Genomic DNA, 25,411 nt, shown 5'->3' on the forward strand with positions numbered 1-25,411 from the left:
CTTGTCAATCAACTCATTAGTTTAAGCTTATTTATTTAGATATTCAACTATTTTTTCTAATTTCATGCCTCTTGAGCCTTTCACTAAAATAGTGTCTTCTGTTTTTATTAATTCATCTAATTGATTAAATACATCATCTCTATGTTTAAAGTGATATATATTGGATGAATCGAATCCTAATCGTTTTGCTTCGTCTCCAATAAACACTGAATTTTCGCCTATAGTTATTATAATATCAGTATTATTCATAGATGATTTTCCAACTAATCTATGACCATACTCTGAAATTTCACCCATCTCAAGCATATCTCCAAGTATTGCTACTTTTCTACCTTTATATCTTCCAAGTATTTTTAAGGCTGCTTCCATAGAATCTGGACTGGCATTATATGAGTCATTAATTATTGTTAATCTTTCATTTTTTATTATGTCTAATCTCATTTTTGTCCCTTTGAAGTTTTTTAAACCTGTTTTTATATAATCCAAAGAAATATTTAAACTCATGCCAACTAATATAGCCGACATAGCATTATATATATTATGCTCTCCTATTGTTGGTATAAATATTTCCTCTTTTTTTCCATTTATGACACATGTAAATGTCAAACTATCTTCTTCCATAGTATAATCTTCACAATAAATGTCATTATCTTTATTAAATCCAAATGTTTTTAACTTATATATGTGCTCTTTTTCTTTTAATGTAGATAAAAATTTATCATCACCATTCACAATCAAAGTATTTGTATCATCAAAGTTTGAAGCAATCTCCAGCTTTGCTTTTAAAATTCCTTCTTGTGAACCTAGGTTTTCTATGTGCGATAATCCTATATTTGATATGACTGCAATTTTAGGGTTTACTATGTCCACCAAATACTTTATTTCATTAAATCCAGACATTCCCATTTCTATTACAGCACACTCATGTTCTTTATTTAAATTAAACAAAGTCAAAGGAACCCCAAAATGATTATTTAGGTTCTTTTCATTTTTCAAGATGTTTAATTTTGCAGAAATAGCTGCATATATCATATCTCTAGTAGTTGTTTTCCCTACACTACCTGTAACACCTATAAATGGAATGTCAAATTTTTCTTTATAATATCTGGAAATATTTCCTAGAGCCAAAGTTGTATCTTTTACCTCTATTAAATTTATATCCGAACTTTCTAATTTTATTCCATTACTTTCATTTTTTATAAAAGTTTTACATCCACTATCATAGGCAGACTTTATAAATGTATGCCCATCTAAATTTTCTCCAACTATGGCTACAAATGCATTTTGTGCCTTTGCTTCCCTGCTATCTATAACTATATCACTTACACAGTCATTATAATCTCCATATATTAACTTTCCATTAGTTGCAAGTACTAACTCCTTTATTGTTAAGCACTCCATTCTCAAACTCCTCCTTATAAAACATTAGCTATATTATCTTAGCAACAAAAGGCAATGTATACCGTTACATATACATTGCCTACGATAACTCTTAACTTTATAATTATATACTATATTTCTGTTTTTTTGAAGATGTTTATGGATATATGTTAATTATCTGTTACTTTTTAGTTTTCAAAATATAGTGTTATACTTGAATCTTCATTAACTTTTATTCCAGGTTTTGGAAAAACATCCTTTACTTTTGTATCCTTGGGAATTTCTATATCTGTATCTAAATTTGGTTTTAACTTCGCATCTTCTAGTGCTTTCACTGCATCTCCAATTTTTAAATTTCTTACATCTGGTACTTTGACTTGTTTCTTTTCATATTCAGCTTTTTCTTCTTCTTTATATACTGGTTTAACCCCTAAATATTTTAGAGAATCATTCATTATTTCTTTTACTATAGGTCCTGCTGTAGTACTACCAAATGCACTTACTCCTGTTGGCTCATCAACAATAGCAAGAACTACAATTTGTGGGTCATCACAAGGTGCTATTCCCACGAATGAACATATATATTTTCCTTGAGCATATTTACCATCTATAACCTTTTGAGCTGTACCTGTTTTCCCACCTAGTCTATATCCTGGTATATATGCAATTTTTCCTCCACCATCAGTTACAACTGACTCTGCAATTTCTAACATTTTTTTGGATGTTTCTTTAGATATAACATTTCTTACTTTTTTTGGTTTTACTGTCTCAGTTATATTACCTTTATTGTCAGTATAAGATTTTACTACTCTTGGTTGCATTAAATCTCCACCATTTGCTATTGATGATATAGCTGTTATAAGTTGTATTGGAGTTACTGATATGGATTGACCAAATGATATTGTAGCTAACTCGACTGGACCTACATTTTTTTCATTATATAATATCCCCTTAGCTTCTCCTGGTAAATCTATACCTGTCTTATTCATAAGACCAAAAGATTCTATATAATCATACATTTTACCAACACCTAATCTACTTCCTAATTCAACAAACACAGGGTTACAAGAATTTTGTACTGCTTGTTTAAACTCTTGTGTTCCATGAGGTCTATAGTGTCTCCAACATTTAATCTTTCTTCCTCCTACAGTTACACTACCTGTACATGTGAATTTCTCACCATCTTTTATTACTCCTTCTTCAAGAGCACTAGAAGATGTAATAAGTTTAAATGTAGAACCTGGTTCATATGTATCACTTACTGCTGGATTTCTCCACATTTGATAATAGCCCTTTATTTTGTCTTTATCGCTATATTTTTCAAGTTCTTCTTGATAATATGGATATATTGGTGTTCTTGAGTCGTTAGGGTCATAATCTGGTTTTGATGCTAAAGCAAGTATATCACCAGTTTTAGGATTCATTGCTATTGCAGTGACTTTCTTTGCATTGTTTATTTCATAAGCCTTTTGTACTGCTTTTTCAGTATAATGTTGGATTACTTCATCTATAGACAATACAAGACCATTCCCTTGAACAGGTTCATAATATTTTTCCATACCTTGTGGAATTTCTCTACCTGAAGCATCAGTACTTACTATTAGTTTTCCAGCTTTCCCTTTTAATTTTTTATCATATTGCATCTCTATACCAGATATCCCTGTTGCATCTGAAGAAGTATGACCTATTACATATGGTGCAAAATTTCCATAAGGATAATATCTTTGATTGTCTTCTGCTACCCATATTCCACCTAATTTAGCATCCCTTATTTGACTTGCCTTATCATCATCTATCCATCTTTTGACCTTTACAAGAGCCATATTTTTTTTACTTATTAGAGAATAAATATCTTTATAGTCTTCGTCCAAAATTTCAGCAACTTTTTCAGCCGCTTCTTTTTTATCTTCAACTTCTACAGGTTTGCACCAAACTGTATATTTAGTTACACTTACTGCCAATTCTTTCATATTTCTATCATATATAGTTCCTCTTTTAGGCTCTATAGGTATATCTCTTGTTTGTTGTTCTAATGCTTTTGTACTCAACCAATTACCTTTCATAAGTTGTAAGTATCCAGTCCTAATAACAAGGCAAAAAAACAGTGCACATGCTAAAACAAGAACAAGTACCAGTCTTTTTTTGCTTATCCTTTTTACTTTTCTCAAACCTATTCCCCCTAGTTATCCACATTTATATACTTTATTTGTCCATCTTTTGGATAGTCCATATTGAGCAATTCCTTTGCTTTTAACTCAATTTCTTTTATTGATGTTTTTTCAGTTTCTTTTGCCTTTAGTTCCTCTAATACTATCTCTTTTTTTCTTAAATCTTTTTGTAAATAATAAATATCATATTTCATTTCTGAAATTTTTGAATAACCACATAGATTCAATATTATTACTACGAAAGTTGTAATCAATAAAATACATTTAGCCCCTATTTTTTTATTAATTCTCTTTTTATAATTATTCTTTTTTTTATTTTTATATTCATTTAGATTATGTATTTTATAATTTTTTTTCAAATTATCACCCCGATAATATAGATTTTTAGATTTTCCTCTATACTATATTTGTTATTAATCATATCTCTTCCTTTAAAATTTCATCGCTAAATTAATACACTATTACACAATCTATTTGTAATTTTTTCTATACACAACAAAAAATCTATAGATTCACTAATTCTTGAATATCGAACCTATAGATTATACACTAATTTTTATTTATTTTTATCACTATATATTTTCTTTAACATATAAATCAATACACTTAAAGCAAATAATATTAAGAGTCCTGTCATCATGACTTTAGCTCCACCAGTCAACATCCCACCAACATAAGAATATACAATGGTTGCTGGTAATTGTCCTACCCCAGTAGCTATAAAGAAAGATATAAAACTCATAGATGTTAGACCTGCTGCATAACTCACAAGGTCAAAAGATATAAAAGGAAGCAATCTTGCAATTAAAATTGTATGTTTTCCATATTTATCAAAAAAACCATCTATACTTTCTAGTGCAAATTTACTTGTAAGTTTTGCAACTACATCTCTACCTAAAAATCTCCCAATTACAAAACAGATTGCAGCACCTGCCATTGCACTAACCCATGACAGTATAGCACCATTTACCCATCCAAATAAGGCTGCATTTGCAAAAGTAATTAAAAATGCAGGAAGAGGTGCAGCTATTGATTGTAATATCATAAGTGCAAATGATATTATTGGTGCCCAAACTCCAAATGATAGTATGTACTCCTTAATTGCATCTAAATTTAACATACTCAGATAAAATATCATCTGATTTACCATTTTTTTAACAGGAGGTATAAAAAAGTAAATAGCAAGTACCCCCAATATAATACAAATTTTTATTAATAATTTTTTATGCTTATTCTCTATTTTTCTTCACTCCTAATATCTATTTTAGTTATATTATAACAGAAAATATTTTTCTATATTGTCGATTATATCATAGTTGTTTTCTATTCTAATAAAAACTATAATAGGTTTTAACTATCATTAAGAAGTTTATTATTTTATTACATAGCTAGCCCTTACTCTCAAACTATATAAATTATATTTTTTCAGCTACTCTCAATTTAGCACTTCTTGAACGTGGATTTACTTCTATTTCTTCAGCACTAGGTAATATTGGTTTTCTAGTTATTATTTTTACTTCAGATTCTTTGTCACATTGACATATTGGTAAATGTTGTGGACATATACAATCTGATGCAAGATATTTAAATGCATTTTTCACTATTCTATCTTCTAACGAATGAAATGTTATTATACAAATTCTACCCCCTTCATTCATTATAGAAGAAGCATCATTTATCATCTTTGTAATTACTCCAAGTTCATTATTTACTTCTATTCGTATAGCCTGAAAAGTCCTTTTAGCTGGATGAGGCCCATCTATTCTAGCTTTTTTAGGAATAGCTTTTTTAATTGTATCAACCAATTCACCTGTGGTTTCTATTGGTTTATTCACTCTTTCCTCAACTATAAATTTAGCTATACGTTTAGCCCAGTTATCTTCACCATAATCTTTAATTATCTTAGCTAGTTCATCTTCTGAATAAGTGTTTACAACATCATATGCTGAAAATTCACACCTAACATCCATCCTCATATCAAGTGGTGCATCTTGCATATAAGAAAATCCTCTCTCAGCTTCATCAAGTTGATGAGAGGAAACTCCTAAATCTGCTAATACACCATCTATCTTATAAACTCCTATTTTTTCCAATTCTTCTTTTATATTTTCAAAATTGCTATGAACAAATTTTACTCTGTTTTCATATTCACTTAGTCTTTCTCTCGCTGTATTTATAGCATTTTTATCTTGGTCAAACCCTATAAACAATCCTTTATCTGATAAATTTTTTACTATCTCTTTGGAATGTCCTGCACCCCCCATAGTACAGTCAACATATACTCCATCTGGTTTTATCTTTAAATTTTCTATACATTCATTTAAAAGAACTGATACATGATGAAATTCCATAACTACCTCCTTTAAACTCACTATTTAAATTATTTTTCAATACTGTTGTTTTTATTTCTCTTTGATAAATAAATATGTGCTATTATACCACCAACAACTCCAACTAAACTTATCACTTGAGCCATTCTAAGTGGCCCTAACATTAAACTATCTGTTCTTAATCCTTCTATAAAAAATCTTCCTATTGAATACAGGGTTATATAAGTTACTATAACCTGCCCTTCGTATTTTTTATTCTTTCTAAACAATAATAAAACTATAAATATTCCAAAATCCCATATAGACTCATATAGAAAAGTTGGATGAACCTTTACTCCATCAACCATTATTCCCCATGGTAAATTAGTTGTACCTCCATGAGCTTCTCCATTAATAAAGTTTCCCCATCTTCCTATAGCTTGTGCTAAAGGCATTCCAAGTATGACAGTATCAGCCATTTTTAAGAAATTAATATTTTTAACCTTAGTGTATATGTAACCAGCTAAGATTCCACCTATTAATCCTCCATGTATAGCAAGTCCACCACCTCTAAAATTAAGGATTTGAGATAGATTTTGAGCGTAATAACTCCAATTAAATATAACATAATATATTCTTGCACATATTAATCCAACAGGAATTGCTATGATAGCTATATTTAATACATCATCTTCTTTAAGTCCTACTCTTTTTGACTCTTTTATTGCTATTAAAGTTCCCAAAATCATACCACTAGCCATAAGTATTCCATACCACATTATGTCTATCCCAAACAGTGTAAATGCAACTCTATCCATAACTCCACCTCTTTATCTTAATTAAAATATTTCCAAAGCAATACACCATGTTTATAATTAATTGTAATTATACTAAATTATGATAACATATTAATGTTAATTCTACAAAACATATTGATGTTGATTCTACAAATACTAAAAATATATTATACACATCATCACAATAAAATCATTCATAAATTATTTGTAATCAAAGAAATTGGTGTATAATATACACCAATCTCTCTATAAGTTTTTATTAATAATATTTAATTTTTACTAACTTAATTTATATAAGTATATTCAACAAGCTCACTTGCTATCTAAATAAAATAAGTATCAAAATTAACTATTTGGCATTTAGCTACTCATTGTAATGTTCAAATTTTCTACTTAGGTTCTACAATAGAAATAACACAATACTCTTCTTTAAAGTGTTCTTTTAATCTTTCTTCAATTTCCTCAAAAGTAACATCTTTAATAATATCTAAATAATCCAAAATATTTATCTCTTTAAATGTATAAGATATAAAACTATTTCCTATAAAGTTTATAGAATCAAAACACTTAATAAATGAACCAATTTTTTTCTTTTTAGTTCTTTCAAATTCCTCTTTAGATAATCCTTCTTTTTTAGCTTTTTCTATATATTCAAGAATTATCTCTTTTACTTTTTTAGGTTCCTTAGAATCTCCAGCAATTACACTAAAAGCATAGTCTACTTGAGATGAAAATCCAGCTCCAAAATTTTCATTTATCAGACCTTGCATATACAAATCTTCATAAAGTTTGCTACCCTTTTTAAATAACATACCTACAAGTATGTCAGTTACAATTTCTTTACGTAAAAGTTCTTTTCCTTTTATACCTACATTATTATCTTTAAAACCTATGTTAAACATAGGTATAGATATAGGAAACTTTTCTATAACTTCTTTTTCCTTTACATTTGCTGGTTCTTCAGGATAAAATCTTTCTATATTCTTAGAAAGCTTATCTACATCATAATTATTTGCTTTTTTAGTTACATCTATGACTTTTTCTACATCTAAATCACCAACAACAAACAAAGCCATATTTCCTGGATTGTAGAAAGTATTATAGCATTTATACAGTTCTTCCTTAGTTATCTTATATATACTATCTACTGTACCAGCTATATCAATTCTAGCAGGATAATTTACATACATAGCCTTTAGACAATTAAAATATACATTCCAGTCTGGGTCATCATTGTACATTTTTATCTCTTGTGCTATTATACCTTTTTCCTTTTCAACATTTTCATCTGTAAAATAAGGTGTTTGAACATAATCAATTAAGTGTTCTAAACTCTCATAAAAATTTTCAGTAGCTGAAAATAAGTATGCTGTCATTGTAAAATTAGTAAATGCATTTGCACTTACACCCAATTTAGAAAACTTTTCAAATGCATCTCCTCCATCAGGTTGTTCAAACATCTTATGCTCTAGAAAATGTGCAATTCCTTCATTTACTCTAATCTTTTTATCTTCTCCTATTGGAACAAATTCTAAGTCATTTGAACCATAATTAGTAGCTAAAATAGCATATTTTTTTGTGAAGCCTCTCTTTGGCATAAAGTATACATCTAAGCCATTTTGTAATTTTTCATAATAAACTTCTTCTCTTAATATATCATTAACTATTTTTTCCATAGACATCTCCTCCATTAATTTCTTAAAAAGTATACAGTATCAAGTTCTATATCTTTTACAGCTTCGACTATATCTTTTTTAGTAACTTTTTCTATACTATATATTATGTCTTCTACTTCAGAATTTGTCTTTGCCATAGACTGAGAAAAAGCAAAATCAGACATTCCACCTATATTATCTGTTATAGACTTCATAGAGTTAACTAAAGCAAGCTTACTATTTTCTAACTCTTCATCAGATATATCTCCTGCTTTTAGACTTTCTAATTGTTCTTTTATTAATTTTACAGCTTTATCATAATCTTTAGTTTCTATTCCAGATGATATAAGCATAATGCTTTTATACTTCTCTATTGAAGAGAAAATATAATAGCATAAGCTTTCCTTTTCTCTTACATTCACAAATAGTTTAGAGTGTGGCCCACCACCTAATACATTACTTCCGACCACAAGAGCATAGTATTTATCATTATCTACATAATCTACATTTGCTCTATACCCCATAACTAACTTACCTTGAGTTATTTCCATTTTTTCGTCTACTACTTTTACTTCATCTACATGTTTTATGAAATCTTCTTTTGGTATATCTATAATATCTTCTCTTTCGAATTTTAAATTCTTGCTTATTATGTCTACAACCTTATCTTCATCAAAATCACCTTCTACAACTATGTCTATTGGAGATGTTTTAAGTATATTTCTATAATGTTCATATAGGTCTTTTGATGTTATATTATCTATTTCATCTTCATAACCAAACTCACTTATACTGTATTTTTCATTTTCACACATAGCTTCTATACATTTATCTTGTGCATATTCTTTTTTATCATTTATTATTGATTGTATCTTATCTCTTAAATTTTCTTTTTCAATATTTAAATATTCTTCTTTAAATCCACCATCCACAACAAGTGTATTATTTATTACTTCATTAAAAAATTCTACTACTTCTTCAAATATGTTTTCATCTAAATACTTTTCACTTATATTAATTATTTTAAAACTTAGTACTTGACGCTCTCCACGCTTTACAGCATCAGCTCCCATAGATGAACCATATAAATCATCTAGTTTATTGGATATTGCTCTAGCACTAGGATATTTTTCACTTCCGCTTGCTATTATTGATGGTATCAAAGCATTTTTTGTAGTTTCTTTTTTATCCAACAATCTCTGAACATACAAACTTATAAGATTTGATTTAAACTTTTCTGTTTTTATCAAAGTTAGATTAATATTATTACCCAAATTTATTATTTTCTTAGTATTAACCATATGTACCTCCTATTTTTTATTTAAACATCAATTTTAAAATTGAAATTTATTCATTTTTGATTGTATATACTTATATATAAAAACCTTCTATTTAATTATATCCTTTTTATTATTTTCTAAAAGTAATATTTTTATTTAAAAATTATTTAGACCATTCTGCTTTAAAGTCTAGTTTACAAGCTTCATATATATGATGTATAATCAATATGTATGTCTATAATTAAAACAATTTTACAATCCTATAGATTGATTGTTTAAAGTTATATAAAGAATATAAAAAGAATAAGAGAGAGGACGATTAATATGAAATTAGGTATAGTTGGTTTACCAAATGTAGGTAAAAGCACACTATTTAACGCAATAACTCAAGCAGGTGCAGAATCTGCAAATTACCCTTTTTGTACAATAGACCCAAATGTTGGAGTTGTATCTGTTCCAGATGAAAGATTAGATAAACTAAAAGAATTGTACAACTCTGAAAAAATAGTTCCTACTGCCATAGAATTTTGTGACATAGCTGGTTTAGTTAGAGGGGCTTCTAAAGGAGAAGGCTTAGGAAATAAATTTTTATCACATATAAGAGAAGTTGATGCAATCGTACATGTTGTCAGATGTTTTGAAGATGAAAATGTTATACATGTAGATGGTTCTGTTGAACCACTTCGCGATATAGAAACTATAAATTTAGAATTAATTTTCTCTGACATAGAGATTCTTGAAAGAAGAATTCATAAAACTCAAAAAGCCGCTAAAGCTGATAAAACTTTAGGTTCTGAACTTGATTTATTAAATTCAATCATGGCTACTCTAGAAAATAGTAAGTGTGTAAGAACTATGCAATTTACAGAAGATGAACAAATCTTTGTAAATTCATTAGATTTACTTACATCTAAACCTGTAATATACGCTGCAAATGTATCAGAAGATGATTTAGCAGATGACGGAGAGAGTAATAAGTATGTTCAACAAGTTAAGGTATTTGCAGAAACAGAAGATGCTGAAGTTGTTGTTGTATGTGCACAAATAGAAGCAGAAATTTCTGAACTTGATTCTGCTGAAGAAAAGAAGGAATTTTTAGAAACACTAGGGCTTGAACAATCAGGGCTTGATAAACTTATAAAATCATCTTATGCCTTACTTGGTCTAATTTCATTCTTAACAGCTGGTCCAAAAGAGGTTAGAGCATGGACTATAAAGCTTGGAAGTAAAGCACCTCAAGCAGGAGGAAAAATACATTCTGACATAGAAAGAGGATTTATCAGAGCTGAAACAATTGCTTTTAATGATTTAGTTGAACATGGTACTATGGCAGCTGCTAAAGAAAAAGGATTAGTTAAATTAGAAGGTAAAGAATACATAGTTAAAGATGGAGATGTAATATTATTTAGATTTAATGTTTAAAATGTTTATTTATCTACAATCTTAACTATTGTATTGTAATAAAGAAATTAGAATAATAGAAATTTCTATTATATTATAATAGCTATTTAGATTTTATAAAAAAGAGAGTTTTTCTAATTGATTTTTGAAAATCATAATAGAAACTCTCTTTTTTATAAAAATAAAATATTCTATATTTTAAATAAAAAAATATAGAATATTAAAAAATAAAACTTATAAAACTTCATTTTACTATTTCAAACTTTAAATTCATGTTTAACCAAAGGCTTGTTCCTTTTAAAAATTATATAGTATTCCTACAGAAATTATAATTGTCAACAATGAAAGTACTTTACTGTAATCCCAAATACGCTTTCCACCAAAACATCCAAATGGATAAAAAGGTATACTATGAAAAAGTAAAAAACTTATCCCAAAGGAAATAATATATTCATAAAATTCTGATTGTTTGTCAAATACTGCTACTACTAAAATAAAAAGTAGTACTCCTAACCACTCAAACAATCCTTCAATCCCCATACTACGTCTAAATGTAGTACTCCTCTTATACTCTGTTGGATAAAATCGACCTACCACTGGCCATATACCACCCAAAATTGTAATTAATAATGATATCAACAAACCACCTCTTGTAGCAATAAACTTCCATTTTTCAGATGAAATCAGGGTTGCAATTAATCCACTAAGTAAAGATACAATCAGTAATGAAAAAAACGCACCTACTCTGACAGCAAAATCATTAAAATTATTGCTAAAAAATAAAATAGGAAATGATATTAGTAAGTTTAAGACAATATAGATTCCTAATTGTTGAATTGATGAGCTATTTTTTCGTGATAATGTGCTCCATAAATGAAATCCAGAAGCAATAGCAAGTGTACTATTAAACCACAATCGTATTGTACTAATTAGCCCATAGTTTTGTAACATTTGTGTAAAGCTTATAATATGATATCCATTATTTTCAAACAACTTCCATGATGCAACATTATCGTCCTTCACAGTAGCAGTCGTAGTTTCACAACCTTGTTCTTTTAAAAATATGGTTACTTTTTTGTAAAGCTCACCTCCTATTCCCTTACCTTCATGTCCCATCTTTACATATGCTGTTTCTACATATCCAATTTTTTTGCCATTTTTTGCTGGAAAAATTTTATAGGAAGCCATACCAACAATATGACCATCTATTATAGCAAGAAAAGCATTTTGAGGCTTTTTAAATGCCATCCCTTCAACCAATCCAAAACTAGATTTACCAATTTTCCAAACAAGTGTTCTTTCATCATTTACCATTTCCCGAATTGTTATATTACTCAAAATTTTTCCTCCCTTAAGTACTTGAATAATTGCTGATATCCTTAGATTCACAAACTGTTATACTCAAATTAAAAACTTCTACCCATAGAAAAATTATATCTCTTTTAGAAAATATCATATGCTCCATATAATGTAAAGTAATACTCTAAACCTAGTTCATATTTTTATACTAAGGTGTTCTTACATAAATAAAGTGAACTTTGACTACACAAAGTTCACTTTCCTTACAAATCTTTATTTTATTTTGTACTAAGCTTTTTAATCTGTACTTATACCTTCAATATCATTCCTATTTAATATCAACTTTTCGTATTCTTCTATTGGCATTGGCTTTGCAAATAAAAATCCTTGAGCCATATCACATCCTATAAATCTTAAAAACTCTGCTTGCTCTAAGGTTTCAACTCCCTCTGAAACAACTTTTATGTCAAGTTGCTTTGCCATCTGAACAATACTTGAAACCACAATTTGACTCTTTTTTGTTTCTTCTACTGTTATAAAAAATTGTCTGTCTAATTTCAAGACATCAATTGGCATATCTTTAAGCATATTTAAAGAAGAATAACCTGAACCAAAATCATCCATAGATATTTTAAATCCTACAGACTTTAGATTTTGCATTATTTTAAACAACATTTTTGTATTATCAAATATTGCACTCTCTGTTAGTTCAATTTCAATTAAATTTGGTTCAATATCATATTCTTTTGCAATGTTTTCAAACTTCTCTATAAAGTCAGGATTTTCAAGATGTACTCTTGATAAATTTACTGATATAGGAAATCTAGGCAAACCTTCATTTTCCCAACGTTTAAAGTTTTTACAAACTTGAATAAATACAAACATATCTAATTCTGTTATAAAACCATTCTTTTCAAAAATAGGAATAAACACACCTGGACTTATTAATCCCTTTTTTGGATGTTGCCAACGTACAAGAGCTTCAGAACCTACTATTTTACCTGTTGATAATTCAATTTTAGGTTGAAAGTATACCTTAAATTGTTCATTTTTTAAAGCATCGTGCATCTCTTGCTCAATATCACGTTCTTCTATAAGAGTTTCCTTTAAATTCTCAGCATAAATTTCATACACTTTTAAGTATTTTCTTTTTACTGTAGTCTTTGCAATCATAGCTTTATCAAGACAAGTAGATATATTTGTTTCTCCATCTTCAATAAAATATACTCCTATAGATGGTATCAGATTAAGTTCCACCTCTAAGCTAGTTTTTATCATAGATAATTTTTTACGCATAATTTCACATATCTCTATAACTGATTCTTTATCCTTCTTTTTTTCAAATATTATAGCAAAATTATCATTTGAAATTCTTGAAAATACAGACTGTTCTTTAAACATATTTTCAATCATCTCTGCAATTTTTCTTAATACTCTATCTCCCTCTTCATATCCAAATCTATCATTTACTAACTTAAATTTATCTATATCAAAATAAATTAAAACTAGATTCTTTTTCTCATGAGTGGATAAAAATTTACCACCTTCCAGATTAAATTTATTTGAATTTCCAATTCCTGTAATGCTATCTTTAAATGCAAATTCTTCTAATCTTTCCTTGCCCTTTTTTTGCATAATCAAGATATAAATTATTAATGATGTAAATATCACAATTAAAACTATACATGCTGATAGTGTAAGTTTTATAATAGCATATGATTTTTCAGATACAGCAGTTCTAGGAACTTCAGAAAAAAGATACCAATCATTAATTCCTATTGGAGCATAACTTAAATAATATCCTTTTCCAGACATATTATAACTTAATGAACCTGATTTAGAATTTTTTATATTTAACTTCATATCATTAAGAGTAGATTTTGATAAGGCATTACTTTTATTTATATATGAAAATAAATTTTCCATATTAGAATTTGCGTTTTTACTACTTGGATTTAAAACAATATCACCACTACTATTAGCTATATAAGAATATCCTTTTCCATTAAACGTTGGTACAGAGAGTATCTTTTCATATAACTTTGTACTATGTGTAGCAAATATAACACCAATAATCTTGTTCCCCTTATAAATTGGTACAGAGTACACATTAATGTCTTTATAGTCTTTTATTACATCTTTTAACTTACCTGTTATGACTACTTCTCCTTGCATTGACTTGGAAAAATAATCTCTCTTAGAAAAATCTTCTACATAACCATCTGTAGTATATGCCATACCATCTGGTAGAATAACGCCCATTCTTTTAAAGGAGCTATTGACAGATTCTCTTTTAAGTATTGAAAGAATATTGTCCAATTCAAAAGATTCTTCTCCTTCAATACATATTGAAATTGATTGTAACAATTTTATATCGCCATTAATTTGTTTTTTTAACACATTGACACTTTGATTTGCTATTTCTGAAAGATATTGATTCGTTTCCTCACCCAGTGTCTTATTCAACTTCGAACCATAAATCAAACAGGAAATTGTAACTACTAAGATACTTATGATAGCAATTATGGATAAACCCTGCCTATTATTTTTTGCATCACCCAACATCATGCTTCCTGCCTTTCCGGAATCTATATGTATATAATTATTATTTTATATTAATTATTCTAACAAATTTACGACAATACTTATTTTTCCATATTTACTGTAATTATACAAAATTATCAACTTTATTACAATAAAAAATTAATTAATATAAGTAATACAATTTTAATAAATTATATTATTTATATTAAGGGTTACTAACATAATTTGTATTAATGTCCACTAACATAAAAAGAATATAATATCAAAATAATTTTGATATTATATTCTTAAAATATATATTTTATTAAATTTTAACCTTACATTTTACTTAAACATTCATTGGCAACCTCTTTATCATCAAAATGATGCTTAACTTTACCTATTATTTGGTAATTTTCATGCCCTTTACCTGTTATAATTACAACATCATCTTTTTTTGCCATACTTATAGCTTCTTCTATAGCTTGCTTTCTATCAGCAACAACATGATAATTTTCTTTTTCCTTATCTATTCCTTCAAGTATATCCTTTATTATTGCTTCTGGTTCTTCAGTTCTTGGATTATCAGAAGTTACAATACATATGTCAGAATATTTTTGTCCAATAGCACCCATTAAAGGTCTCTTTTCAGTATCTCTATCTCCACCACATCCAAATACAGAAATTATTTTTCCTTCTGCAAATTGTTGAGTTGTTTTTAATACATTTTCAAGTGCATCAGGAGTATGAGCATAATCAACAATTACACTTATACCTTTATCGTTTGGTACTGTTTCAAACCTTCCTGATACTCCACTAGAAAGTCTAAGACCTTCTTTATATACTGGTTTAGGTATGCCAAGTATATAACAAGCAGCTATAACAGCTAAGGTATTATATACTGTAAACATTCCTGGAACTGGTATAAATATAACTTCTTCATAAGAAGGAGTTATTAATCTATAAGATACACCATCTGAATCTGATTTTATATCTCTAGCCATAAAATCAGCATTATTTTCAACTCCATATGTGTAACAAGGAACATCTATACCTTTTATATTTTCGTATATCTTTTTACCACCCTCATCATCTATATTTATTATGTTTGCCATAGTAGTCTTAAAAAATAATTTTTCTTTAGCTTTTCTATAATCTTCTAAATCTTTATGAAAGTCTAAATGGTCTGGTGTTAAGTTTGTGAATATTCCCAGTTTAAAGTCGGTTTCATCAACTCTATTTAATGCTAATGAGTGTGATGAAACTTCCATAGCACAGTAATCACATCCATTATTTAACATATTACTAAAATGATATTGTAAATCTATACTTTCTGGAGTTGTTGAATTAGAAATAATGTCTTTTTCACCATCAAATATTTTTATAGTACCGATAAGACCAACTTTATTTTTATTCAAAGTTAATATTTCGTTTAGTATAGTAGTTATACTAGTTTTTCCGTTAGTACCTGTAACTCCTATAACATTAAATTTTTGTGATGGATGATTATAAAAATTGTCAGCTATCTTTGCCATATCTTCTCTTGTATTTTTTACTTTTATAAACGTATATCCTTTTATGTCTACTTCTTCTTCAACAATAAAAGCTTTTGCTCCTTTGTTTATAGCATCTTTTATATACTTATGACCATCTGACACAAATCCTTTTATACATACAAATAATGTACCTTCTGTAACCTTTCTTGAATCATATTGTACATTATTAATATCTATATTTAATTCACCTTTGACACTGATTATATCCAACCCCTGTATAATATCATTTAATTTCATAAATGCTTTCCTCCCTTTAAACTCTTTTTGCTAAAATTACACTTCATGTAATATTATATTAAGAATTTTTTACTATGTGAATGGTTAAAAATGCTTGAAATATTGCAAAAAATGCTCTATAATTCTCTATAATATAATCTAAGAGAGGTCTTTTATGAAAACTACAGACAATAAAATTGGATACTTAAATGATAATTTTAAAATATTTAGTATCAGAGATAAAAAAGACATAGAATTTGAATACCATAATCACGATTTTAATAAGATAATTATATTTATAGATGGAAATGTCACTTATTTTGTTGAAGGAATTCCATATAAACTAAAACCTTGGGACATACTTTTTATTAGCAATAATGAAATTCACAAACCAGTTATTGATTCAAATGTATTTTATGAAAGAATCGCAATATGGATTAGCCCAGAATTTATGAAAAAAAACAGTGATAATACTAGTGATTTAGAAAAATGTTTTAAGATAGCCACAGAAAATAAATGTAATCTACTACGTTTAAATATGCATGACATTGAATCACTCAAACTTTTTATTGAGCAAATAAATATTTCTGAATCTAGTAATGAATTTGGAAATGGAATACTAAGAAATACCTTATTCATACAGCTTATGATATTTTTAAATAGAATTTTCTTAAAAAAAGAGAACATAGAATCTATAGAAGATGTATTTTACGATGAAACTATAAAAAAAATATTAAACTATATAAACTTAAATATAGAGAATAAACTTTCTATAGACAGCATTGCATCTGAATTTTTTATAAGCAAATATTATCTTATGAGAAGATTTAAATCTCATACTGGAACATCTATACACAATTATATAATTCAAAAAAGATTGATTTTAGCTAAGTCATTAATAATCAATGGTCATCTTATGAGTGAAGTTTGTAATAAATGTGGATTTAATGATTATTCTAGCTTCGTAAGGGCATTTAAAAAGTATTATGGCGTATCTCCTAAAAACTATACAAACAATAAAAGCCCTTTAGATAGTACTTTGTTAGATGAATAAATAATTATTATAAATTTTATTTCAAAAAAATTAGAGGTATTAGTATATCTATTTTACTAATACCTCTAATTTATTGAAATATAAATCATATATTTTTATTAATTAAACTAAAATATATAACTTTAAATCATGCTTATATAATTACTCAACTTCATAATGTTTTAATTATACACATTAATATATCTATTCAGTCAATATGTCTACCCAATTTTTTCAATACTACCTTTTAATATACTTACACGATTACTTTCTTTTGCTGTAACTTTTCCCTTTTTAATATTTAACTTCTGATTTTGTTCTAAATTCGTAAACACTACTGGACTCATTGTTGATAAACCATTTTTTTCAATATATTCTAAATCCATCTTAACCAGTTTATCCCCTGACTTCACTTCATCTCCTACATTTACAAATACTTCAAACCCATTTCCCTCTAAGTTTACAGTCTCTATACCTAAATGTATAAGTATTTCTACTCCAGTTTTTTTAGATTTGATTATTATTGCATGTTTAGTTGGAAATACAACTCCAATAGTTCCATCTACTGGTGAATAAATTAATCCATCGTCAGATTTAATTGCAAATCCATCTCCCATTAATTTACTTGAAAATACAGAGTCTGGAACTTCTTCTATATCTAAGATTTCTCCATTTGTCAATGAATAAATTTCTTCTTCCACCAAAGTATCGCCTATATTAGTGTTTTCTATGTTATTATTTTTTTCCGTTTTCTTTTTATCTATATTTTTAATATCAGTCTTTTCAACCTTTACTTTTCCCTCTATTATATCTTTTATATTAGATTTTATTGCATCTGATTTTGGACCAAATATAGCTTGAACATTGTTTCCAATAACCATTACGCCTGCTGCTCCAAGTGATTTCAACTTTTCTTTATCCACTTTATCTATATCATTTACAACTAATCTAAGTCTTGTTATACAAGCATCTAAACTTTTTAAATTTTCTTTGTTTCCTAAAGCTATTAGTATTTCTGATGCCAACTCATCTTTTGACATTTCACTAGTCTCCACACTAGACTCTGACTCATCTTCTCTTCCTGGTGTCTTTAGGTTAAACTTTCTTATCATAAATCTAAATACACTATAATATAATACTGCAAATCCAATACCTACTAAAATAGCTAGATACCATGGAGTTCTATTAGGAAGTACACCAAATAGTAAGAAGTCTATTAATCCGCCTGAAAATGTGAATCCGATTTTAACTCCTAATAGTTGCATTACTGCATATGATAAACCTGAAAATAAACAATGTACTACAAATAATGCTGGTGCAACAAATAAAAATGCAAACTCTATTGGTTCAGTTATTCCTGTTAAAAAAGATGTAAGTGCAGCTGATGCCATTATTCCTGCTACAAACTTTCTCTTTTCTGGCTTTGCTTCATGTACCATAGCAAGTGCTGCTGCCGGAAGACCAAACATCATAAATGGAAATGCACCTGTCATAAAAGTACCTGCTGTGAAATTTACCCCATCTTTAAGTTGAGCAAAAAATATCTTTTGGTCACCCATTACAAGTTCACCCGCTTTGTTTACATATTCTCCAAATTGATACCAGAATGGATTATGGAAAACATGATGTAAACCAAAAGGTATTAATAATCTTTCTAGAGACCCTTCCATAAATGCTGCTAATGTTTGATTTGCTTCTATAACATTTTTTGAAAAACTAAGTAACCCTTCTTGTATTGGTGGCCAAATAAATGATAATATGATTCCTATTACTATTGCGACTAATGATGTAACAATAGGCACAAATCTTTTACCTGCAAAAAAGCCTAAGTATTGAGGTAGTTCAATTTTATAAAACTTTTTATAAAGATAAGCAGCTACTATACCTATTATGATACCTCCAAATACACCTGTTTGAATTGTTGGTATTCCAACAATACTTGCATACATAGAATTATCTATCATATCTTCTGTGACACCTGCCATAACACCCATAGACGTATTAAGGATTAAAAAACCTACTATAGCTGCCAATGCTGCTACACCTTCGCCTTCAGTTAGACCCACAGCTACACCAACTGCAAATATAAGAGGCAAGTTATTGAATATAATTTGCCCTGAACTTTCCATTATACTTATTATAAGTTGAAATGTAGGATTTGCTAGTGCTGGAAAATGAGCAAGTAACGCATCTCCTGCTAAAGCATTACTTACACCAAGCAATATACCTGCTGCTGGAAGTAATGCAACTGGTAACATTAAAGATTTTCCTACTTTTTGTAAAACACCAAATATTTTTTTCATTTACTTCTCTCTCCTTATTATTTTATATTTTTTAAATAAAAAAGACTTAAGCTTATAAAAAATTACACTAGTAGTTTTAACCCTAAAAATAAATCTCATGTTAATATAAATAAACCTATATCAACCTAATTTTAGAATTAAAAATAAACTGTTATAATTTTTTTATAAACCTAAGTCTTGCCTGCATTATCAGTAACAACCTTAATGTTTTAAAATTATTATATTTCTATTAAATTTTACATAGTATCTTAAATACCAATATTTAATTTATATTTATTTAATAATATTATTATGAATTCAACACAGATATAACTCTTTTAATATGTAGTGTTAAATATAATAGTTCATCTTGACTTACATAGTAATCATAATTTTTCTCTACATGTGTCTTTATTTTATATGCACAATTATAATCTTTTTCATACTTTATCTTGATTATATCTACAATATCATTATTAGTATCATTGAGTTCCTCTCTTTTTACTAATCTATTTGCAAAAAACTTTAAGTGTGTAAGAAGTCTATCATAATTTATATCATCTTCTTTAAACTCAACTCTATAATAATATCTTATAATATTGAGTATGTCTTTTACAATTTTAGTAATTAACAGGGATTCCTTTGAACTGCCTTTATAGTTTGAATTTACTATGTGCATAGCTATAAAGCCTGCCTCATCTAAAGGAAACTCTACATTAAATTCTTTATTTATATAATCTACAGCCCATTTTCCAATTTCGTATTCTTTTTTGTGAATTCTTTTTATTTCATGTAGTAAATCATTTTTTATAGTTATATTTTCATGATATCTTTTAATTGCAAATGCAATATGGTCAGTAAGTGCTACATATATGTACTCATAAAGCTCAGTATTTAAAATGCCTTCTGCATGAGCAATTACCTCTGTGCTCACCTCAAAAAACTTCTCATCAACCTGGCTTGCTAATTTTCCAATTTTATCTATAAAACTTTCATCTTGTGTTACAAAGGTTCTTTCAATTTTACTTTTATCTACTTCTTGACCCTTCTTTTTTTGAAATCCTATTCCACATCCTGTTAGTATTAATTCTTTTTTTTGATTTTCATCTAAAACTAATACAACATTATTATTGTAAATTTGTTGAATAATCATAATCAATATCTCTCCCAAAATACAATTTCCCTTATTCATAAAAAAACACCTAAATTAAGATACAATTCACCTGTATATCTTAACTTAGGTATTGCCTGCTTCCCAGTAACAATCCAGTTTGTTAACGCTCATAAATATTGTATTCAATTTATAGCTTTATTCTATTATAAATGGATATATATGTCAAGCAATTTATTGAAAACTATTTCCTATTTTTTTAGTACCAATAAAATTTAAACATTATACAGTTTATAATTTTCATTCTATCATCATCATTTCATCATAAAGAATATTTTCCAATAATTCTTTAGCTACTTCTCTTGATATTTGTTTACTTTCAACTAATTGTTGAATACTATCTCTTTCAATTTGTATTGCCATTAATCTATAATATCCTACTTTTGCTTCAAATTTATCATCATTATGAATTTTTCTAGTTAACCAATTTAAATAACGATTATAAAATCTAATTACTATTAATGATTCATGCCTATTATCTTCATTAATATTTTTATTTGTTATTTAAATAACAATTTATAGATTCTTTTTACTAAAGAAATCTATAATAAATTTAAATACATGCTCATCTACATGACTGTAACGTTCTTTTTTAGGTCTACATAATACAACCTTCCATGTAATAGGGTCATTAAATGGTTTTTCTATAATTTGACTATTTTCAAAAAAATCATGTACTGGTGATGGTAAAATAGTTATAAAATCAGAATTTGTAGTTGATAACAACAAGAAATCCCAAGAACCAGACATAATATACCTCTTAAGTTTAACTTTTTCATCAGTAAATTTTTGCATTAATTTATGATGTATCATAAATGTAGGATTAAATATTGCAAGCAATTCTTCATTTAAATCCTTCCAATCTATTTTATTTTTCTTTGCAAGATGATGACTTGTATTTAAAAATGCAGTAAGTTCATCTTCTTGAAGTACATGTTCTGTTACTACACTCCTATCAATTTTATGTGGATGTAAAAGAACTGCATAATCTAATTCCTGTAAAATAAGCATTCTACTTAAATCATATGCCCCCTTCTCTACTATATCGAATTCTATATCTGGATTGTTTGCAACTAATTGTGCAACTACATCAGAAAAAGCTATTCCAAGTATAAGTGGTGGTATCCCTATTCTAACCTTCCCTTTAAACTGAACAGAGTCTTCTCTTAAATCCTCCATCATATTTTTATATTCATTTATAATATTCTCTGCATTTACATAAAATCTTTCTCCTGCTGGAGTTAATCCATTTAACCTGCCTTTATATCTCTCAAATAAATATACATTTTCATTTTCTTCAAAAGTTTTTATAATTTGACTTAAGGCTGGTTGAGATATGTGAAGAGTTTTTGATGCAATTGATAAATTAAAACCAGATTTCACTATTTCAACAAAATATTTTAACTGTTTTATATCCATTTCAAACCACCTTTCTTACAAGTATAGTTGATATTAATATTTTTTCTTATAAGAACATTTTATAAGAAAATCAAAATAATTTCATTAATATTTTAACAAAATATTCCTCTATATCTATTCTAAATTTTTATCCTATAAATTTTCCTTATATGTTGTATAAAAAATTAGACTTAGACAAAACTCATTTTTCGCCGTAATCTATAGTTAGAAAGAGGAAAACCTAAAGCATTAGGAATAAAAATAATTAAAATACTTAAAAACAAGCTTGTATTATAAGTAATTTATTATAGTGTTCTTCAATTTTTTTATTCAGAAAATTTTAAATAATCATTCAAGGAGGAACTATTAAACATGAAAGATGTAGTAATTGTATCAGCAGTAAGAACACCTATCAGAAACTTTGGTGGTGTATTTAAAAATACTTCTGCTGTTCAACTTGGAGTTGTGGCTGTTAAGGAGGCTATATCACGTATAAAACTTGATTTATCTGAAATAGATGAAGTGATAATTGGAAATGTTCTACAAGCAGGGCTTGGACAAAATGTTGCTAGACAAATTGCCATAAACTCAGATATACCAAGTTCTGTACCAAGTTACACAGTAAATAAATTATGTGGTTCAGGACTTAAAAGTATTCAACTAGCAGCTCAATCAATCATAGCTGGTGAAAATGATGTAGTAATTGCAGGTGGTACTGAAAATATGAGTCAATCACCTTACATTATTCCTACTGCTCGCTTTGGTAGTAAAATGGGCAATGTTACTATGGTAGATAGTATGCTAACAGATGGTCTTATAGATGCTTTCAATCAATACCATATGGGAATCACTGCCGAAAATGTTGCTGACAAATTTGGAATTACAAGAGAGATGCAAGATAAAATAGCACTAGAAAGCCAAAATAAAGCTGAAGAAGCTATAAAAAACAATCGTTTCAAAGATGAAATTGTTCCAGTAGAAGTTACAATAAATCGTAAAGAAATTAAAACTATTGATACAGATGAATATCCTAAATTAGGCATGACATCTGAAATACTAGCCAAACTTAAACCTGCATTTAAAAAAGAAGGTACTGTAACAGCTGGAAATGCATCAGGAATCAATGATGGTGCAGCAATGTTGATACTAATGAGTCAACAAAAAGCAGATGAGCTTGGGCTTAAGCCACTTGCTACAATAAAATCATATGCATCATCTGGCGTAGAACCTGAAATCATGGGAACTGGTCCGATTCCTGCAACAAAAAAAGCACTAGAAAAAGCAGGTCTTAATATTAATGATATAGACTTAGTAGAAGCAAATGAGGCATTTGCAGCACAAGCACTTGCAGTTAAAAATGAACTTCAAATAGATTCGTCTAAGTTAAATGTAAATGGTGGTGCAATAGCACTAGGACATCCAATAGGAGCAAGTGGCGCTAGAGTACTTGTAACCCTAATTTATGAAATGCAAAAACGTAAAGTAGAAACTGGCCTTGCAACACTTTGTATTGGTGGTGGTCAAGGAATAGCAATGATAGTTTCACGATAGGAGGAAATATGAATAAAATAGTTAGCATTGATGAGGCTCTATCTCATATCAAAGATGGAGACACAGTAATGGTTGGTGGATTCATGGCCAATGGTTCTCCAGAAAATTTAATTGATTATTTATGTGATAAAGGTATAAAAGATTTAACATTAGTTTGTAATGATACTGGTTTTATTGACAAAGGTGTTGGAAAGATGGTTGTTAATAAACAGTTTAAAAAGATAATTGCATCTCACATAGGATTAAACAAGGAAACAGGAAGACAGATGAATGATAATGAAACATGTGTCGAATTAGTTCCTCAAGGAACTCTTGCTGAACAAATTCGTGCAGCTGGTTATGGCTTAGGTGGAATACTAACACCAACTGGTATTGGTACTCTTATTGAAGAAGGAAAGCAAAAGATTGTTGTCGATGGTAAAGAATATCTTCTTGAAAAACCAATTCATGCTGATGTCGCTCTTTTATTTGCTTCAAAGGTAGATAAAGCAGGTAACTTAGTTTACAAAGGTTCTATGAATAACTTTAATAATTTAATGGCTTCAGCTGCTAATATTACAATAGTTGAAGCAGGTGAAATTGTTGAAATAGGTAATATCGACCCCAATGAAATTACTACGCCAGGTATTTTTGTGAATTACATCGTTGAAGGAGGTAATTTATAATGGATAAATTAGAAATGCAAGAATACATTGCAAACAGGGTCTCTAAAGAATTAAAGGATGGAGCTGTTGTAAATCTTGGTATAGGCTTACCAACCAAAGTAGCAAATTATATTCCAGATGAGGTAAACGTTATTTTGCAATCTGAAAATGGATTTCTAGGTCTAGGCCCAGCTGAAAATGGAAATTTAAGTGATGAAACTATTGTAAATGCTGGTGGCCAGCCAGTTACTATTCTTCCTGGAGGTTGTTTTTTCGATAGTGCCACTTCTTTTGGAATCATCAGAGGAGGTCATGTAGATGTAACTGTTCTTGGAGCACTCCAAGTTGACAAATATGGTAACATAGCAAATTATATGATTCCAGGTAAAATGGTTCCAGGTATGGGTGGAGCTATGGATTTAGTGACTGGAGCAAAAAAAGTCATTGTAGCAATGGAACACACTTCAAAAGGTTCAGCAAAAATATTAAATAACTGTACTCTCCCACTTACTGCAACTAATGCTGTAGATTTAATTGTGACTGAGATGGGAGTTATAGAAGTAACAACAGATGGGCTTCTACTTATAGAAATAAATCCTATCTTCACATTAGACGAAGTTCTTTCTGCTACTGAAGCACCTTTAATATTATCAGATTCATTAAATAAAGAGACATCAATTATTTAAAATAAATCAAAATTACATCAGAAAATAAATTTAAAAGACGCAAAATATTAATACAAAAAATT

At 28.3% G+C, this 25,411-nt stretch carries 20 protein-coding genes; 5 read left to right on the forward strand and 15 right to left on the reverse strand.

All coding sequences use genetic code 11. The features are described 5' to 3' along the window. Window positions 1-27: 27 nt before the first annotated feature. From KGF41_RS02195 to yfmF, 8 genes are all read right to left on the reverse strand, one after another. The gene (locus tag KGF41_RS02195; protein ID WP_227856306.1) at window positions 28-1,401 is read right to left on the reverse strand and encodes a UDP-N-acetylmuramoyl-tripeptide--D-alanyl-D-alanine ligase; all 1,374 of its coding nucleotides are present in this window, start codon (window positions 1,399-1,401) and stop codon (window positions 28-30) included. 167 nt (window positions 1,402-1,568) lie between these two features. Next, window positions 1,569-3,548, reverse strand: a complete 1,980-nt coding sequence (locus KGF41_RS02200; RefSeq protein ID WP_227839471.1) for a stage V sporulation protein D — start codon at window positions 3,546-3,548, stop codon at window positions 1,569-1,571. A gap of 11 nt (window positions 3,549-3,559) precedes the next feature. Then, window positions 3,560-3,907, reverse strand: coding sequence for a hypothetical protein (locus KGF41_RS02205; protein ID WP_227829181.1), 348 nt, complete (start codon window positions 3,905-3,907; stop codon window positions 3,560-3,562). Window positions 3,908-4,104: 197 nt separating this feature from the next. After that, window positions 4,105-4,668, reverse strand: coding sequence for a TVP38/TMEM64 family protein (locus KGF41_RS02210; RefSeq protein ID WP_413840099.1), 564 nt, complete (start codon window positions 4,666-4,668; stop codon window positions 4,105-4,107). 295 nt (window positions 4,669-4,963) lie between these two features. Continuing rightward, window positions 4,964-5,899, reverse strand: a complete 936-nt coding sequence (gene rsmH, locus KGF41_RS02215; protein WP_227839472.1) for a 16S rRNA (cytosine(1402)-N(4))-methyltransferase RsmH — start codon at window positions 5,897-5,899, stop codon at window positions 4,964-4,966. Window positions 5,900-5,928: 29 nt separating this feature from the next. Further along, entirely contained in the window at window positions 5,929-6,675 is a 747-nt protein-coding gene (gene lgt, locus KGF41_RS02220) for a prolipoprotein diacylglyceryl transferase (RefSeq protein WP_227839473.1), read from the reverse strand. Window positions 6,676-7,043: 368 nt separating this feature from the next. Next, on the reverse strand, window positions 7,044-8,330 hold the full coding sequence (gene yfmH / locus KGF41_RS02225) for an EF-P 5-aminopentanol modification-associated protein YfmH (RefSeq protein WP_227829184.1): 1,287 nt from the start codon (window positions 8,328-8,330) through the stop codon (window positions 7,044-7,046). A gap of 14 nt (window positions 8,331-8,344) precedes the next feature. Next, window positions 8,345-9,610 (reverse strand): EF-P 5-aminopentanol modification-associated protein YfmF, encoded by a 1,266-nt coding sequence (gene yfmF / locus KGF41_RS02230; RefSeq protein ID WP_227829185.1) that lies wholly within the window; start codon window positions 9,608-9,610, stop codon window positions 8,345-8,347. Between the two features lie 303 nt (window positions 9,611-9,913). Here yfmF and ychF point away from each other — a divergent pair, with 303 nt between their 5' ends. Next, on the forward strand, window positions 9,914-11,011 hold the full coding sequence (gene ychF, locus KGF41_RS02235) for a redox-regulated ATPase YchF (RefSeq protein WP_227829186.1): 1,098 nt from the start codon (window positions 9,914-9,916) through the stop codon (window positions 11,009-11,011). 276 nt (window positions 11,012-11,287) lie between these two features. Here ychF and KGF41_RS02240 read toward each other — a convergent pair whose 3' ends face one another. The 3 genes from KGF41_RS02240 to KGF41_RS02250 all read right to left on the reverse strand — a co-directional run bounded on the left by KGF41_RS02240 (window position 11,288) and on the right by KGF41_RS02250 (window position 16,605). Beyond that, window positions 11,288-12,328: a GNAT family N-acetyltransferase gene (locus tag KGF41_RS02240; protein ID WP_227829187.1), complete on the reverse strand. Its 1,041-nt coding sequence runs from the start codon at window positions 12,326-12,328 to the stop codon at window positions 11,288-11,290. Window positions 12,329-12,586: 258 nt separating this feature from the next. Then, a complete protein-coding gene (locus KGF41_RS02245) occupies window positions 12,587-14,854 on the reverse strand; it encodes an EAL domain-containing protein (RefSeq protein ID WP_227842052.1) in 2,268 nt (755 codons plus the stop codon). A gap of 296 nt (window positions 14,855-15,150) precedes the next feature. Next, window positions 15,151-16,605 carry a UDP-N-acetylmuramoyl-L-alanyl-D-glutamate--2,6-diaminopimelate ligase gene (locus KGF41_RS02250; RefSeq protein WP_227856307.1) on the reverse strand — a complete coding sequence of 485 codons (1,455 nt, stop codon included), beginning with the start codon at window positions 16,603-16,605 and terminating at the stop codon, window positions 15,151-15,153. 154 nt (window positions 16,606-16,759) lie between these two features. On the opposite strand from KGF41_RS02250, the gene KGF41_RS02255 reads away from it, so the two are divergent. Continuing rightward, window positions 16,760-17,638: an AraC family transcriptional regulator gene (locus tag KGF41_RS02255; RefSeq protein ID WP_227856308.1), complete on the forward strand. Its 879-nt coding sequence runs from the start codon at window positions 16,760-16,762 to the stop codon at window positions 17,636-17,638. Window positions 17,639-17,838: 200 nt separating this feature from the next. On the opposite strand, the gene ptsG is transcribed toward KGF41_RS02255, so the two are convergent. From ptsG to KGF41_RS02270, 4 genes are all read right to left on the reverse strand, one after another. Next, window positions 17,839-19,920, reverse strand: a complete 2,082-nt coding sequence (gene ptsG, locus KGF41_RS02260) for a glucose-specific PTS transporter subunit IIBC (RefSeq protein ID WP_227829191.1) — start codon at window positions 19,918-19,920, stop codon at window positions 17,839-17,841. Between the two features lie 289 nt (window positions 19,921-20,209). Further along, window positions 20,210-21,052, reverse strand: coding sequence for a BglG family transcription antiterminator LicT (gene licT, locus KGF41_RS02265; RefSeq protein WP_227842044.1), 843 nt, complete (start codon window positions 21,050-21,052; stop codon window positions 20,210-20,212). Window positions 21,053-21,310: 258 nt separating this feature from the next. After that, window positions 21,311-21,433 carry a hypothetical protein gene (locus KGF41_RS20805; protein WP_255287740.1) on the reverse strand — a complete coding sequence of 41 codons (123 nt, stop codon included), beginning with the start codon at window positions 21,431-21,433 and terminating at the stop codon, window positions 21,311-21,313. A gap of 153 nt (window positions 21,434-21,586) precedes the next feature. After that, window positions 21,587-22,489, reverse strand: coding sequence for a LysR family transcriptional regulator (locus KGF41_RS02270; RefSeq protein ID WP_227842027.1), 903 nt, complete (start codon window positions 22,487-22,489; stop codon window positions 21,587-21,589). 351 nt (window positions 22,490-22,840) lie between these two features. Here KGF41_RS02270 and KGF41_RS02275 point away from each other — a divergent pair, with 351 nt between their 5' ends. From KGF41_RS02275 to KGF41_RS02285, 3 genes are read left to right on the forward strand one after another with little or no spacing between them, the layout of a single operon-like run. Further along, window positions 22,841-24,019, forward strand: coding sequence for an acetyl-CoA C-acetyltransferase (locus KGF41_RS02275; protein ID WP_227829194.1), 1,179 nt, complete (start codon window positions 22,841-22,843; stop codon window positions 24,017-24,019). A gap of 8 nt (window positions 24,020-24,027) precedes the next feature. Next, entirely contained in the window at window positions 24,028-24,684 is a 657-nt protein-coding gene (locus tag KGF41_RS02280) for a CoA transferase subunit A (RefSeq protein WP_227829195.1), read from the forward strand. Further along, window positions 24,684-25,349, forward strand: a complete 666-nt coding sequence (locus KGF41_RS02285; protein WP_227829196.1) for a 3-oxoacid CoA-transferase subunit B — start codon at window positions 24,684-24,686, stop codon at window positions 25,347-25,349. The genes KGF41_RS02280 and KGF41_RS02285 overlap by 1 nt, the downstream gene beginning before the upstream one ends. Window positions 25,350-25,411 lie beyond the last annotated feature (62 nt).

The sequence above is a fragment of the Clostridioides sp. ZZV14-6150 genome, assembly GCF_020657875.1.
Classification (GTDB): Bacteria; Bacillota; Clostridia; order Peptostreptococcales; family Peptostreptococcaceae; genus Clostridioides.